General features: G+C 36.3%; 12 protein-coding genes. 11 read left to right on the top strand and 1 reads right to left on the bottom strand.

Going from position 1 to position 15599, the window contains the following annotated elements; genetic code table 11:
• Positions 1-85: 85 nt before the first annotated feature.
• Both J2Y03_RS22755 and J2Y03_RS22750 read left to right on the top strand, forming a co-directional pair.
• The gene (locus J2Y03_RS22755; protein ID WP_310198668.1) at positions 86-307 is read left to right on the top strand and encodes a hypothetical protein; all 222 of its coding nucleotides are present in this window, start codon (positions 86-88) and stop codon (positions 305-307) included.
• 443 nt (positions 308-750) lie between these two features.
• Positions 751-1308, top strand: coding sequence for a hypothetical protein (locus tag J2Y03_RS22750; protein WP_310198667.1), 558 nt, complete (start codon positions 751-753; stop codon positions 1306-1308).
• 307 nt (positions 1309-1615) lie between these two features.
• On the opposite strand, the gene J2Y03_RS22745 is transcribed toward J2Y03_RS22750, so the two are convergent.
• On the bottom strand, positions 1616-2665 hold the full coding sequence (locus J2Y03_RS22745) for a 2,3-butanediol dehydrogenase (protein WP_310198665.1): 1050 nt from the start codon (positions 2663-2665) through the stop codon (positions 1616-1618).
• A 146-nt stretch (positions 2666-2811) separates the two neighbouring features.
• On the opposite strand from J2Y03_RS22745, the gene J2Y03_RS22740 reads away from it, so the two are divergent.
• From J2Y03_RS22740 to J2Y03_RS22700, 9 genes are all read left to right on the top strand, one after another.
• A complete protein-coding gene (locus J2Y03_RS22740) occupies positions 2812-3414 on the top strand; it encodes a TetR/AcrR family transcriptional regulator (protein ID WP_310198663.1) in 603 nt (200 codons plus the stop codon).
• A gap of 468 nt (positions 3415-3882) precedes the next feature.
• Positions 3883-4623 (top strand): SDR family NAD(P)-dependent oxidoreductase, encoded by a 741-nt coding sequence (locus tag J2Y03_RS22735; protein WP_310198660.1) that lies wholly within the window; start codon positions 3883-3885, stop codon positions 4621-4623.
• A 564-nt stretch (positions 4624-5187) separates the two neighbouring features.
• A complete protein-coding gene (locus J2Y03_RS22730; protein WP_310198656.1) occupies positions 5188-6486 on the top strand; it encodes an SH3 domain-containing protein in 1299 nt (432 codons plus the stop codon).
• A gap of 1617 nt (positions 6487-8103) precedes the next feature.
• Positions 8104-8883 (top strand): tetratricopeptide repeat protein, encoded by a 780-nt coding sequence (locus tag J2Y03_RS22725; RefSeq protein ID WP_310198653.1) that lies wholly within the window; start codon positions 8104-8106, stop codon positions 8881-8883.
• Positions 8884-9358: 475 nt separating this feature from the next.
• Complete coding sequence (locus J2Y03_RS22720; protein ID WP_310198651.1) at positions 9359-10267, top strand: glycoside hydrolase family 16 protein; 909 nt, start codon at positions 9359-9361, stop codon at positions 10265-10267.
• 127 nt (positions 10268-10394) lie between these two features.
• Positions 10395-11765 carry a glycosyltransferase family 2 protein gene (locus J2Y03_RS22715; protein ID WP_310198649.1) on the top strand — a complete coding sequence of 457 codons (1371 nt, stop codon included), beginning with the start codon at positions 10395-10397 and terminating at the stop codon, positions 11763-11765.
• 4 nt (positions 11766-11769) lie between these two features.
• Positions 11770-12690 carry a polysaccharide deacetylase family protein gene (locus J2Y03_RS22710; RefSeq protein WP_310198647.1) on the top strand — a complete coding sequence of 307 codons (921 nt, stop codon included), beginning with the start codon at positions 11770-11772 and terminating at the stop codon, positions 12688-12690.
• A gap of 491 nt (positions 12691-13181) precedes the next feature.
• On the top strand, positions 13182-13634 hold the full coding sequence (locus J2Y03_RS22705; RefSeq protein ID WP_310198645.1) for an OsmC family protein: 453 nt from the start codon (positions 13182-13184) through the stop codon (positions 13632-13634).
• Positions 13635-14011: 377 nt separating this feature from the next.
• Positions 14012-15508, top strand: a complete 1497-nt coding sequence (locus J2Y03_RS22700; protein ID WP_310198642.1) for an RNA-guided endonuclease InsQ/TnpB family protein — start codon at positions 14012-14014, stop codon at positions 15506-15508.
• Positions 15509-15599 lie beyond the last annotated feature (91 nt).

The raw sequence follows: 15599 nt of genomic DNA, 5'->3' as shown, positions 1-15599 counted from the left end.
GTTTCCAAAGCCGTTTTCTTCTCGAAGAAAAGTGTGTGTACGAATAGGAGAAGACTAGGAAGTTATGAACCCACTGCATTTATGCATGTGGAGCATCAGATACAACGGCGCAAACATTATGAGAGTTAACGATGAGTATGGCATCGAAGCAGGAAAACCAGCAAACTTTATCGTTTTAGATGCAAAAGATGCATATGAAGCCATTCGTGAGCGTTCAGAAGTACTTGCATCCATTCGTAATGGTGAATATCTGTTTAAACGTGAACCACGAAAAAATGAAATAGAAATTGATTTCCTAAAACAATAATTAAGTTCCTTGAATCATCCCAAATAAAAATCCCCCTAAACAGTAGTGTTGAGGGGGATTTTTATTTGGGATCCTTTCCATACATCCGTAACATTTTGAATAAGTGAGGTGTCACAGACAACCTTTTATATTTTAGAACTGGAAACAGGTTGTATTCAGGAATAGGACTTTTTGATTAAATAAAGTGAAAAATGTTGTTTCATGGAAGAAAAAGCAGGATTTTAATTATTTAAAATGAATATATATAACAACTAGTATCTCCAGGTTGTCTAAGTTGTTTTGACAGCTTGGCCTCAAAAATACGATAAGAAACGGTAATAGGAAAACCAATCGATTCTTTCCACCAGGAAGACCTTCCCTTAACTCAGGTAGCTGCAGATAGAAAAGTATTGGAATCATTTTATTTATCCAGCACAATCAATTTATGAAAGAAGGTATGCGGTATGAACGAAAATTTTTTTGCTGACTATAAAAAGTTTATTGTTACACCGGTCGATGAAAAGCTAATTGGTAAGGAATCATTTGATCCAAAAAATTATGCTTCACATTATATCATGACACTGTCTATTTTTAATTCGCGTTTAACGACTTGGAAAGATGCTGTTAAATATGATATAGATGTTGACAAAAGTATTAAAACAGTTCTGAAGGAATTTAATATAAAGCACCATGAAAGGTACCATCTTCAATTACTTGAATTAGATAGGTTTAAAAACTATTTTGTATTGGCTCTTTCCTCAAAAACAAAATTTGAAACAAAGGAAGAAAATGACCATATATCTTTTATTGTTGATAGAATGTTAACGAACCCTTTTTATGTTGGACAAGGGTGGTTCAACATAATTGGTGAAAAAGGAAGAATAGCACGTAAGCTCTTTTGTTATTCTTTTATGAAATATGAAATAGAGAACAAAGATCAAATGAAAATAGACAAAAAATTCGAAAACATCAGTGAATTCATCCCTAAAAATGATGAGATTAAGCTTGTAAAAAATCTCTAAAAAAAGAGATTTTCCATAATATCGAGGTGCCTGTCACTAAAGAAAACAACTTCACATTTACAGCAAAATTATAAGAAGTAATGAAAAAAGTAACCGCTAACTTACAACTGGGATTTTTGGGTAAAAAGGCGGGAGAAAAACATCAATAGGTTGTCATCAACAAAATAGCTAAGTGCCCAATTTTTAAAAATTAGGTTCTTAGCTATTTTTGATTATTTGGCAACCTTTTTTTAAATATTTCCATTACAATTTAGAACAAAATCTTACAAACTTCGGGGCGTGAAAGGCACCGTCACAGTGACTGAACCTACACTTCTCCACTTAGTTTGACTAAGATTTTTGCTTGTGAGAGGTCGTTTGATAAAGAATGGAAGCCTTCTTCAACCAAGTTATCTAGTTCAATTTTCTTTGTCATGATGGGACTTACATCAATCTCTTTGTTCATTAAAATGTCGAGTGATTTTTTGAATGTTTCATGTTCATATCCTAGAGAAGATGATAGTTTAACGCCTGAAAGCATTAATTGTACAGGATTGAATTCAAAGTTTCTTGCATGGATGGCGATGACCACGACATTACCTTTTGGTTTTGTAACACTTATTGCAGAATCAAACGTTGGTTTTACACCAGCAACTTCAAAGCTTGCATCTACACCTTCTGGATGTCTGTTTTTCAAGTAGGCGACTGCGTCTTCATTTCTTGTGTTTAAAACATGTGTTGCGCCAACTTGCTTTGCTTTTTCCAAACGTTCATCTGATAAGTCAAAAGCATAAATTTCTTTTGCTCCTGCTGCTTTTGCCGCTACAATCGCAAATAAACCAATCGGGCCGCATCCAAAGATGGCTACTGTATCCCCGTCTTTTACTTCTCCTTCTTTAACGGCTTGAGCTGAAACAGATAATGGTTCAGTAAGTGCTGCTTTATCTAAAGGTAGTTCTTCAGGAACACGAACTACATTTTCTGTATTGGTGACTACAAATTCTGCAAAAGAACCATCTGTATGCAAACCTAGAGAATAAAACTCGTAATAACGGTCAATTTCTGATGCATGATTTCCTCGAGTTGTTACAGGATTAACGACAACTCTATCACCTTTTTTGAATTCAGTTACATTTTTGCCGATTTCTTCAACGATACCTGAAAATTCATGGCCTAGAACGATTGGAGTCGTTTCACCCGTATAGGCATTTGGTGTTTCTTTAGGGAGTAAAATAGGACCAATTTCGTATTCGTGCAGGTCGGTACCACATATTCCAGACCAAGCTACTTTCACTTTAACATCATAATCTTTAACTTCCTTTACTGCTCGCTCTTCTATTCTTACATCTTTTTGATCATACCAAACCGCTGCTTTCATATGTCTTGCCTCCCTTTAATTCATTACCATTTAACTGTAACATTCTATCTATAAATGCAAAAAACAGAAGTGGTATAATTGATGTATAACCAACACTTATCCGAAAAGTGTCGTCTATTTTTTTTGCTAGAACGGGAGTGAGAAAAATGAAAGAAATGATAGATAGAAGAATTAAGAAAACGAGGTTAGCATTAAAAAATGCCTATATCGATTTACTAGAAAAGTTTACAGATGATCAAATAACAGTTGTTATGATTACCCAATATGCAGATGTAAACCGTGCCACGTTTTATGATCATTTTTCAAATAAATCCGATCTACTAGAGGAAATTTTATGTGATGTGCGTGATGGGTTAAAAGAGGAGATCTTAACTCCATTCAAAGAAAAGAATACAATTAAAATCAAAACGTTAACACCGACGACTGTTCGGATTTTTGAATATATCGATAAGCATAAGAAAGCTTTTCATGCACTCTACGTTAGTTATCCAGTCTTCAAACATCAAATGGAGGAGTTGTTTTTTGAAATTTTTTCAAAAGACATTCGGATGGAACTACAGTCCGAAGTAGGGGAAGTGAACTATGAAATGTTTTTACACTATCAGACTAGTGCTACCATCGGACTAATCTTTTTCTGGATTAAAAACCATTTTCACTCGGCCGCCTACATGATGGACCAATTGACGATTTTATCTAATACAAAAGTAATAAATCTTATATCGGTGCCGCACTCCCCTAAGTCTGTCTAAGATTGATAGGTTGGGGTGAAACAACTGCATATCTAGTATCAAAGAAAGGCGATTTGGAACCGGATTGCCTCCTTTTTTAGAATAGCAATCACAGAAAAGCCCTATTTCAGGTATCAAAGAATGGGAGTTCCTGATTATACTCTAAACACCGACAATTATTTTTCCTGAATCAAGAGAGAAAGCTTTATATAAAGGGATTAATTCCATTATTCCACAAACATTTAATTATCAGACCATCTTGGAATAACCCGTAGTTAATTGTAGATAGTCATTTTTATTGACTTCTTTATCTAACAATTGTGCAAAAAGATGTCAAGAAATTGACACATGGCGCTTTCCGTGAATTGTGTTGAAAAAACTATAAAGTGCTATAATAAAAGTATTGATTGCTCACTATTTCACATAAAGGAAATCCTTATTACGGTTATATTATGAACATCACAAATAATAAATAATGGAGTGAATCAAATGCAAGGAAAAACAGCGATTATTACAGGCGGGGGCAGTGGGTTCGGAAGAGAAACGGCATTAAAACTTGCTCAAAGGGGAGTAAATATATCAGTAGTAGATTTGTCTAAAGAAAAAGGAGAAGAGACCGTACATCTTTGTGAAAAATTAGGCAGTGATGCTATTTTTATTCAAGCAGATGTGAGTAAAGTAGAAGATGTAAAAAAATATGTAATCGAAACAGTTGACCGCTTTGGAAAAATCGATTTATTTTTTAACAATGCTGGAATTTCCGGTTCTGGCGTTCGAACGTTAGAATGTTCCGAAGAAGAATTCGATACCATTGTTGATGTTAATTTAAAAGGTGTCTTCTACGGCTTGAAATATGTTGTGAATGAGATGCTAAAAACGGGCGGTGGATCCATTGTCAATACTGCCTCTCTTGGCGGCTTAGTTGGAATGCCTACATTAGGAGCTTATTCCGCGACAAAACATGCTGTCATTGGTTTAACAAAAACCATAGCTGGAGAATATGGAAGAGATCATATTCGTATCAATGCCATTGCTCCAGGAACCAATGAAACACCAATGGTAAAAGCATTCCCAGCAGAAGCGATTAAAGCAATGGCGGATGCGGTACCGATGGGCCGATTAGGTCAACCCCATGAAGTGGGGAATGTAGTAGCATTTCTGCTTAGCGATGAAGCATCCTATATTCATGGTGCTGTCATTTCAATCGATAGTGGATCTGCTGCATTATAAATATCGTTAATTTAATGACAAAAGTGGTAATATTTTAAGAGAAGAGGCAGGTAATCATTAACGATTACCTGCCTCTTGTGTGTTCCATTATAACACTACACTTCTTTTGATTTTTTGTGCCTGAAGTAATGTTCTTTTCGCACTTTCCCCGCGGTGCATCTTACCTTCGAGACATCCATTTCGTGCTAACTCTTTTCAAGACAAGTATAAACCTGCTGCAGAATCACCGCCTCATTTACACCAATCTTTACCGCCAAAGACGGAACCATCATCAATGGGATTTCATTAATCAATAAACGGCTCATTCGAAGCTTATCTCTTTTTTAACTGGAAAGCAGTGAAATAAGACTTGGCTAGTATCTTAGAGTGGCTCACTGTGCTTTCACTTTCTATAAAGGAAAAAGGACAGGGACGAAAAATTTTTTTGTACACTATTTGCATAATAACCAGGATATTCACCATGAATATGGAAGTGGGACCATATTAAACTAATTTCTACTTTTTTTGACAAAAAGGGACAAAAAATTTTATAAACCATCGTATTGTATATAGGAAATATTATGGATGACTTTCAACATAGAGAGAAAAGGGGAAGCAGTTATTTTGACTACAGAGTTATTTTTAAATGGGGAATTAAAGGTAAGCAGGAAAGAAGCGCATGGAAAAAGCAAGCAACCTAAAAATTTACCAGTTTTCACTTCAAGGATGGAAAAACGGGAATATTACAAGAGCGTAAATCATTTTGATATCCGGAATGTCTTAGATGTTAAAGGATTCTTAAACGATATTCGTGCCAATTGGAATACATATGTAGCACAAGTGAACCAATGGATTCAAAAAAATCCAGTAAAAAGATTGGTCGTGACGGGAATTTTTACCGTAGTTCTTGGTATTTCGTCCGTTACTTCGAGTGCCGCAACAGTGATAGAAGAATATACCTATCAGGTAAGAAGTGGTGAAAAAATAGAAGCGATCGCTGCGAAACATGGGGTAACAGCAGAAGGAATATTAAATGCCAATGGGCTAACTTCCATTAACGGGAAGAAAATTCTCTTACCAAAGGTAGAAGATCGAATGGTTACCGCCACTGTGCTAAATATTCGATCCCAACCGACCACTGAAAGCAGTATTACCGGAAAATATAAAAAAGGTGATGTGGTTAAGGTTGTATTCGAAGAAGAGGGATGGGCCGGCATTTTGATTAAAGGAAGAGTTTGTTTTGTGAGTGCGGATTATCTTACATCAAAACAAGCGGCTGAATCACTAACAAGCCAACCTACTAAAACCATGTATGTAACAGCAACATCGTTGAGAGTAAGAGAAGCAGCTTCTACGAGTAGTGCTATCTTTGGCTCTTTGAAATTAAACGATCGTGTGTCCATGATATCCACTTCTAATGGTTGGGCTAAGATTCAATTCAAGGGCAAAATAGCGTTTGTTAGTGAAACCTATTTAACGAAAAATGAACCTAACAAAACAAACACGAGTAAGGTGAATAAAACAAACACTCATGTTATTAAAAGCGGTGATACTTTTACCCAAATCGCTAAAACATTAGGGGTGTCTGTTTCACAGATTCAAGAATTAAATCCAGGAGTTGAACCAACAAAGTTGAAAATTGGACAAAACATCAAAATCCCTTCGACTACTGCACCTACTGTCAATCAAATAATAATAGAAGCTCAAATAGGTGGGGTAGATGATAACGGAACGTTTCGGTTTATCACAGAAGAAGGTACAACATATACTGCAAAAGCATCAGGCAACATGATCAATGAATTATTTAACCATCAAGGAAAGAAAGCGACACTGACATTGGAAGGTAAGAGAGGTCAAAAATTGACTTTAGTTTCCGTTCAATAATATTGAAAGGCGAATTAAATCAAGACTAAAAAAAGAGGCCAGTTTCAATAACTGGCCTTCAGGCTGTCGAGAAAGTCTCAACAGCATATTTTTGTTTGTAACTTTAACAATGCACCGCATTTTTCTATAAAGCCGGCTCGAACGATATGTCCTCAAACCCCCGGGTTCCCGGGGTAAGGACAAATCCAACTGGAGGAGCGGTCGATTAGTCCTCAATCCCCTGGGTTAAGAACAAATCTATCTGGAGAATCGGGTCGATTAGTCCTCAATCCCCCTGGTTAAGGACAAATCCAACTGGAGGAGCGGGTCGATTAGTCCTCAATCCCCCGGGTTAAGGACAAATCCAACTGGAGGAGCGGGTCGATTAGTCCTCAATCTCCCGGGTTAAGGACAAATCCAACTGAAGGAGCGGTCGATTAGTCCTCAATCTCCCGGGTTAAGGACAAATCCAACTGAAGGAGCGGTCGATTAGTCCTCAATCCCCCGGGTTAAGGACAAATCCATCTGAAGGAGCGGTCGATTAGTCCGTCATTTTTCCTGAATATACTTTTTTTGCTATTTCATAAGCACCTTTACTCATTTCCAAAGTAATTTTCATTTTACATTCCCCCAATATTATTTCATCGAGATAATTTTAATCCAATAAATGGTATCCGTCACTTGAGAATTTTTCGGTTATCAGCAGTCAATAAACATAAACAGTTAAGCGTGGTTGAATGGCTTCGACGGTTTGACCTCCGTATCTCTCCAATTTACTCCGCAGCTTTTGGCATTGTAGAAGGATTCGACGTCACAATCCTGAAAGGGATTGGAGTTATCTAGATAAATAGTGAAAATCAAATTTAGACATCATTTTTTTGTACTATTGGTCAGAAAGCTTGTCTTTAAGGGGGTAAAGCCCAATTTAATCAATCGATTGTGTAAAAGGGGAATTACAAGGTATTTGCTAGAACATGTAGTTTTAAGGGGAATCCTTAAGGGGAACCCGTTCATTTAAGGGAATTTTGTAAAATAGTCTATAAATTCTACTTTAATACCGACAATTATTTTGCCACAATCAAGAGAGAAAGCCCTAAATAACGGAAATAATTTCATTTTTACACAAACGTTTGATTACAATGACATCTTGGAGCAACCCGTCGTTAATTGTAGAAAGCAACTTTTATTGACTATCTTTGAAGCATTCTAGAAGAAAGCAAAACTTTTCCTCGACAAGAAATTCTCTTGAAATGAGGCTAAAGTTCGTTTTTCAAAAGGGTTCGCGGCACTTTTAATTAAACGGTTAATTGAGAAGAATTACATCATTATTTGTCGAGAGACCTTTGGGAGGGATAAAGTCGAGGAGTGACAGGACACGGATATGACATATATAATTATCTTAAAAGAAATGTTGTTTCACCTCTTACCATGACCCAGCTTTTCTTATAGTGCATCGTTTCCCTTCATTGCCGGGTTTTCCTGACTAGACTCTTTCAAAAGAAAACAGCGCTTACTTCACGTACATACCCTTCCCTTAACGGTAGACCGACAACCAACCATCTCATTTCTATTCAGCTGCAACTCTATTCTTCTACGAGTTAACAATTGGCAGAAAATGACCAAAAAGGAGGTTTACGGATGAAGAAAATACTGACCGGTATCACCATTCTATTTGTATTAGCCGGCTGCAATCCAAAAGCAAGTACAAATGAAAAAAGCGAAAAAATAGAAGCGGTGAAGACCTACTATGACCTTGTCATCGATGGTGATTTCGAAAAAGCATATAGTATGCTGAGTGAAAAATCGAAACAAATCGTAAAAAAAGAGGATTTTGTTTTATGGCAGACACTATTGGATGAGAAAGAAGAGTTAATGTCAGCCGATGTCAAAGCTACCGAAAATGAAAATGTATTTACGGTCGATGTTACCGTAAAGGATTTTTATGATGACAAAGTCTTAAACGCAACGAGTGAAATCAGTGTGGTGACCGAGAATGATCAAGTCAAAATGAATCGGGAAGAGCTCAACACAAACGTTGCCATTGGAGATACGTACTCGACGATTGGTTTGATGTATGCGGATGGAAAAGGGAAACCGTCCAACCTTGAATTAGCGGAAGAGAATCTAAAACAAGCCCTCGAATACGATTCTGAAAATAGCAATTCGTATTTAAATTTAGGGTATGTTTATTATAAAAAGAAGCAGTACGATAAATCCCTTACTGAATACAATCAAGCATTGGATTTAATCGATAAAAAGGATACAGAAGTTATTTCATTGATCTTATCCAATATGGGGGGAAGTTATTTAGAAATGGGTGACACTCAAAAAGCGAAGGAGTATTTTACTCAAGCCTTAGAAGTGAATCCAAAAAATGAACTAGCTAAAAATGGGTTAGACACCCTGAAAAGTAATTAATCATGATCGTATCAAAAACAGGAAGATCCTTCGAACCATCCTTATGCCTGCAACGGGCCGGGGTGGTTTTCTTGTTTTCTGCCAGGCACCATTTCTTTAGCAGTTAATCCTCTAATTCCACACCATTCGAAAGTGCTATATGATAAGGAATTTCATTACATTTTCCTTCGTACTTTTACAAATTCGATTTCTTCTTTATGTTTCAATAGGTTTGAAGTTCTTTGTTATCCTCACAATTAAAAAATTCCTTATTATGAATATTCTACTTACCAACAACATATATATTACCTACTTCAATAAAAGGGTCATGCAGTGAAGCAAGACTTTATGAGGTTTGCTTAGAATACAGCCAGCCAATCCTGAATCAAAATATAACTAAAGACCCACTTATCATCTTATAGTATAAATATATTGTTTTTTATTTAGAACGATGAGCGCGTTAAAACATCCACCTTTTGGAGAAAGAAGCCGATTTATGAAAACATTTAATAAATTTCTTTTTATCCTTTTAACGATTTCAATTATATTATGTCTCGTTTATTTCCATTATTTTTCTAATGAAAAAGAAGACAAAACCCTCGAACCTCAAAATGAGCCGGCCACTCAAGACAGTATTGAAACAAACATGTCAAGGAATGATGGTGGTGATTGTGTGGAAGACGCTTTTAAATTTGATGAACCTGATTCTATTTCAGATGCTAGACAAGACGGGTGGGTTTTAATTTGGCAAGATGAATTTGAAAACAACTGCCTAGATTCCAGCAAGTGGAGTATAGAAGATTGGGCAGCTGAGAAAAATAATGAACAACAATACTATTCTCCTAATAATGTAAAAGTCGAAGATGGAGTATTAAAGTTAATCAGCAAAAAAGAACAATTTAAAGGTAAGGAATTCACATCTGGGGCGGTACATACCCAAGGGAAATTTAATTTTTTATATGGTAAAGCAGATATGAGGGCTAAGCTTCCTGCTGGTCAAGGGATGTTTCCAGCCTTTTGGATGATGACAGATAAGGAAAATACGTGGCTTCCAGAAATCGATATTTTGGAAATGCTTGGTCACCAGCCTAATCAAGTTTGGATGGTTTCACATTGGTTAGGTGAGGACGGAAAGTTAAAAAGTGTTTCTGACACCTTTAAAGGTCCAGACTTCTCCAAAGATTTTCATACTTTTGGTATCGAATGGACCCCAAATTCAATAACGTGGTTCATCGACGATATGGAAAGATTCACAATAAGTAGGAACATTCCAAGTGAAAGTATGTATTTATATCTAAATACAGCGGTTGGGGGGAATTGGCCAGGGGCACCAGACCAATCGACGGTATTTCCTGTCAGTTTTGAAATAGACTATGTAAGGGTTTTTAAGGGAAATGAAGAGTGAGATTATTTTTTTTTTGAACAGTTATTTCTTAATTCGGAACCATCGAATATTATTTAAAGCACAAAAAACAACCCAACCCTTTATTATCCTTCACAAAATCCATTTATGAAAGTTGGAGGAAGTTACTATGATGTTAACGATCACAATGATTCTTTTCTGCCTTTTTATTTTGTTTCATACCCTATATATTTTTATTCCACTTTATTCAAGCCGGGAGCAAAAGAGAGTTTATCCAACAAAAGAAAAGGGAATTAGCATTTTGATTCCTGCATTTAACGAGACACTTGTCATTGAAAACTGTCTGATGGGAATTTTCAATGTGGATTACAACGATTTAGAGATTCTGTTTATAAATGATGGCTCCACTGACGACACACTTGAAACATTCCACAAACACCTTATGCTTGTTAAAACCTCAAAGTCCAAACAAGGGGTGCTGGAATATGAGAGTGTAAAGGATGTTTATCGGTCGGAAAAATATCCTTATATTTGGGTGATTGATAAAGGAAACGGTGGAAAGGCCGATGCACTTAATGCCGGAATAGACTTTGCCAAGAATGAAATCGTGATTACGTTAGACGCCGATAGCATTCTCGAGCCAAACTCATTAAACGAAATGAACCTAACGTTTACAGATGACTCTGTCGTAGCTGCAGGTGGATTGGTGAACATTGTCCAAGGATTTAAACGTAGTGGACAGAAATTAATCCCTTGTTTTAAACTGTCTGGACTTATTCGCTATCAAGTCGTTCAATATTTGAACGCTTTTTATTTACATAAAACCACCCAATCAAGGTTTGGAACGATCACGGTCATAGCTGGGGCCTTCGGGGCCTTTCGAAGAAGTATACTAATTCAAGCAAAAGGCTACAGAAAAACGGTCGGTGAAGATATGGACATTACACTAAGGATCCAAGAATTAATCGGGACAGTTTTGAAAGGGAAAAGGATTGTTTTTGTACCTGAAGCCGTTTGTTATACGGAATGTCCTGCAAGCTTTAAGAATTTATACAGACAGCGAATACGTTGGCAAAAAGCGTTTATAGACTGCGTCATTACCTACCGCAAGTCATTTTTTCGGAAAATGAATTTCAAAGTATCAACCTATTTATTAGTAGATTCTTTTTTACTCGGAACATTATCCGCCTATCCAACCCTAATGGTTCCCATAATCGTAATTGCCACAATGAGCCATCTGAAATTATCCCTCATCCTATTAATCATGTCGATTGTGTTAGCCATCATGCAAGATATTGCTACGTTATTAGTTTCCAAAAGATTCGGACATTCTTATAGTTTAAGAGACTCTATTACGTTGCTTTTTTTTCTTCCGATTGAAGTCATATTCTTTCGAATGACAGGGTTGTTTTTTGTTACGATTGGAACCATCCTCTATTTCTTTGATAAAGATGGATGGAGCCGTTCAGAACGAATTGGACAGCCAATTATGCTTGATATGGGGGTAAAAGCAAGCGTTAAAGATACACTCGGGGGGTAATGAAATGAAAAAATACGCCATCTCCAATCTTTTATTTACCGTTTTTTTCCTCGCTCTTTTTAGCCCTCTTTGTTATTTACTTTACGATTATCTTCTTAACTTTGGTCTGCCGCCTGTGGCAGCCAAACAGTCATTAAGTGAAACGAACACAGCTCCCATTTCTGTATATCGTGATTTCTCTGGCGTGGAAGAGTTTGCCGACAAAGTACCAGTCCTCATGTATCACCAAATTATTCCGGAGCGTCAATTAAAAAAACAACATTTTACAGAAAAGGGCGACATCAATGAAATGGTCGTGACGCTCGAAGAGTTTACCAAGCAAATGAACTATTTGAAGGAACAAAATTATACGGTTTTATCGTTAAAAGAATTTGAAGGGTTTATGACCAACCAGAAAAAGGTTCCAGCCAAAAGTGTACTGATTACATTCGATGACGGATTTAAAAATGTGTTTGAATTTGCTTATCCTGTTTTAAAAAAGCATGATTTTTATGCTGTTAATTTAATCATTACGGGATTAATTACAAATAGAACCGTTGCCTATGACTCAACATTTCTCCAATATGCAAGTATTGATGAATTGAAAGAAGCAACAGATGTCTTTGATTACGGAAACCACACACATTCCTTTCACCAGAGGAATGATAACGGAGTGTCATACTTAGAAGCATATGATAGGGAAAAAGTAAAAGAAGATCTTACCCTAGCAAATGAATGGCTCGAACATTCAATAGGCTTTGCAGCCCCATATGGAGAGTATGATACCACTACATTAGATATTTTAAAAGAACTGAATATTAAAATGGCCTTTACCGTCCAGCCTGGTTACGCAGCTCCATCACAGCACATCCTGGAAATCCCTCGGTATGCAGTCTATCCATTTTATACGATGGAAGATTTTATCTATATTCTTGAGAAAAGGTAGATGTTACTAATCAATAGAAGGTGTCGGGTGCCTTCCATAGGAGGATAAGTTGTAAAATCATATTTTTTATCGATCAGCCTTTTGTGTCGAAAGTAAGAACACAATCTTCAACAGGTTTCTTCTAATGAGGAGGATAAGATCGCTTTTACAACAGGGTTTTCAGTACTTTTAATCAAACGATTAATTAATAAAGTAAAGTGTTAATCAATCGTTTGATTAAAAACGCTGTATTTCCTTTTATTTAGGGCTTTCATCCATTTTAAATGTGAAAATTTTGTTGGGATTTGGGTTTATTGATGATATTGGTGAATTAATCGGAGATGGTGAGATGGGGGAAGAAGTTTCACCCCTAAACCTTCTCCTTTTTGCCTTCGATAGAATCAATTTGTGAACCGAAGAGAACCTTATTAAAACAGAATAATAGTTTTACAATTCAAAATATTTAATATATAATTAAGCCTATAAAAATACTGTGAATTAGAGGTGCTTATATGTCTAAAGCTCAATTGTTAAAGGTAGAAACAAGTGGTAAGTGGGAAAGCGGCTTAAAAACTTCCATTTCAATTAGAGATTTTTCAACATTAATCGTTGATGAACCGAAAAGTCTAGGTGGAACAGACGAAGGACCCAATCCTGTTGAGTATGTATTAGCTGCATTGACTAGCTGTACTTCCGTTATGATTGCTTTAATTTCTAAAGAAAAGAAGTTTTCTTTTCAAGGAGTAGATTTTAAAAATAATGGAACACTCGATTTACAAGGATTAATGGGAGTTGAAGGGGTGTCACCACATTTTCAAAGTGTGAGTTTTGACGTTATCCTTGAAACGGGGGAAAGTGATTCACGGGTTGAGGAATTAAAAGAAGAAGTAGAAAAAAGATGCCCTGTTTATAACTTATTAAAAGATGCGGGTGTTGAAATAGAATCCTATTGGTATAAAAAATAGTAAACTAGCTTTCTGTAATATAATGGGTACCTTTAAAATATAGTCATGTTAGCAGTAACCAAAAAAGCTGGCTGTCATCATTGAACCGTTCTATTAATTGGAGTTAACCCTAATTAAACTAGGAGAATTTCCCCCATGGCGCAATGAAAGATTTATATCCTATAAGAAAATTAGAAAAGGAGAGTGATCATTATTTATGATATACTCTCTTCTTTTATCAAAGTGCAGCGTAAAACCCCTAGCTTTAGCTATGGGGATATAAGCTGTATTTGTTATTTTTTTAGGGAAAAATATGTGCTCCCACTATACATTCTATGAAACTATTGGTATACTAGAATTGTAAACAGAACATTTGTTCCTTTTTGGGGGTGAACGAAATGTATAGTGCCTATAAAATACAAATACATCCGGACCATGATTTGTTTGAATACTGTGATACTCTATGTTTTAAGGCTAAAAATTTGTACAACATTACCAACTACTATATCAGACAGGTTTACACAGCCATAAAAAAGGACACGAGAAATGAAAATCAACTTCAGGTTCTAATGGATATTGAAACACATTTACCTAAAATGAATAAGATTCGCAAGAAAAGCTATGAAAAAGCGAAGGCGAAACCTAAGAAAATAGACAAAAATGGCAATATAGTTAATCCAGAGTTGAAGCTATTTGAAATGCCCCATCATGAGAAATCATTTATTGGATACGGCTTTGCAGAAGCCTTATTTAAAGTGATGAAACAAGTAGATTACACTTCTATGCCCCCCCAGTCCAATCAACAAACGATGAAAAAAGTATATGACGATTGGAAAAGTTTCTTCGAAGCCTCAAAGAAATATAAAATGAATCCTGCAAGTTTTACCGGTAAACCAAAAATTCCAAAGTACAAGCCAAAGAATGGACGTACCACGTGTTATTTAACCAATCAAATTACCAAGATTAAAGATGGAAATGTTCTAAAATTACCAGGAACCCATCTTCAATTAAAATTGGGGAAGGTGGCTCAATCCGAAGGGAAACTTCAACAGGTTCGAATTCTCCCCTCCTATGGTCGCTATGTTGTTGAAGTCGTTTTTAAAGGTAAACAAGACAAGGAAATCCAACGGTCTGAAAAGAAAATTAATGAATTAGTATTTGAGCCGAAACGAGTAATGGGTATTGATTTAGGTGTTGATAACCTGGCAACTATCGTCGATAATACGGGGCTTAAGCCTCTGCTTATCAAGGGCTCAAGGTTAAAATCGATAAATCAATATTATAATAAATTAAAGGCCAAGTACATGAGTATCATTCGAAATGGTAAAGGTCCGAAAGAAGGGATATTTACCACCAACCGAATGATTTCATTGGATCGAAAAAGAAATAATCGGGTCATGGATTTTTTGCATAAGGCTAGCGCTAAAGTGGTAGAAATTGCTCTAGTAAGAAACATCGATACCATCATCATTGGGAGGAATGTTGGCTGGAAATTGGAGGTCGATATGCAAAAGGCAAATAAGCAAACCTTCATCCAAATTCCGTATGCGACTTTCATTGAAATGATTCGATACAAAGCAGAGCGAAAAGGCGTTCAAGTTATTGATAGGGAAGAAAGCTATACTTCCAAGTCCAGTTTCTTGAATCAAGACCCCATTCCGACATTTGGAGTAGAACACCAAACGATTTTTAGTGGATATCGCTATTCTAGAGCTTTTTACAAAATCAAGGGCTCAAAAGTTTTAATCCATGCAGATGTAAATGGCGCCTTTAATATCGTACGAAAACATGTAAAGAATGCCTTTGATGGACTTGAAAGAAAACAATTCCTTCAAGCTCCACAGAAAATCATCATCATGAAAAATAAACATGCAAAGCTGAAGGCCTCGGCCTGATGTAGTAGCGGGACATGTGGTAGCCCACGTAAAGACAATGGTGCTTTTAAAGACTATTCTTTCGAAACCCCTTGCTTTAGCTATGGGGATA

The organism is Neobacillus niacini, assembly GCF_031457145.1.
GTDB lineage: Bacteria > Bacillota > Bacilli > Bacillales > Cytobacillaceae > Neobacillus > Neobacillus niacini_J.
Note: the sequence above shows the minus strand (reverse complement) of the source record. Positions and strands in the feature narration are given on the sequence as shown.

Coding starts and splice junctions, on each gene's coding strand:
- J2Y03_RS22700 (WP_310198642.1), top strand. CDS start 14,012: ATGTATAGTGCCTATAAAATACAAATACATCCGGACCATGATTTGTTT.
- J2Y03_RS22725 (WP_310198653.1), top strand. CDS start 8,104: ATGAAGAAAATACTGACCGGTATCACCATTCTATTTGTATTAGCCGGC.
- J2Y03_RS22705 (WP_310198645.1), top strand. CDS start 13,182: ATGTCTAAAGCTCAATTGTTAAAGGTAGAAACAAGTGGTAAGTGGGAA.
- J2Y03_RS22735 (WP_310198660.1), top strand. CDS start 3,883: ATGCAAGGAAAAACAGCGATTATTACAGGCGGGGGCAGTGGGTTCGGA.
- J2Y03_RS22710 (WP_310198647.1), top strand. CDS start 11,770: ATGAAAAAATACGCCATCTCCAATCTTTTATTTACCGTTTTTTTCCTC.
- J2Y03_RS22740 (WP_310198663.1), top strand. CDS start 2,812: ATGAAAGAAATGATAGATAGAAGAATTAAGAAAACGAGGTTAGCATTA.
- J2Y03_RS22720 (WP_310198651.1), top strand. CDS start 9,359: ATGAAAACATTTAATAAATTTCTTTTTATCCTTTTAACGATTTCAATT.
- J2Y03_RS22750 (WP_310198667.1), top strand. CDS start 751: ATGAACGAAAATTTTTTTGCTGACTATAAAAAGTTTATTGTTACACCG.
- J2Y03_RS22715 (WP_310198649.1), top strand. CDS start 10,395: ATGATGTTAACGATCACAATGATTCTTTTCTGCCTTTTTATTTTGTTT.
- J2Y03_RS22730 (WP_310198656.1), top strand. CDS start 5,188: ATGACTTTCAACATAGAGAGAAAAGGGGAAGCAGTTATTTTGACTACA.
- J2Y03_RS22745 (WP_310198665.1), bottom strand. CDS start 2,665: ATGAAAGCAGCGGTTTGGTATGATCAAAAAGATGTAAGAATAGAAGAG.
- J2Y03_RS22755 (WP_310198668.1), top strand. CDS start 86: ATGTGGAGCATCAGATACAACGGCGCAAACATTATGAGAGTTAACGAT.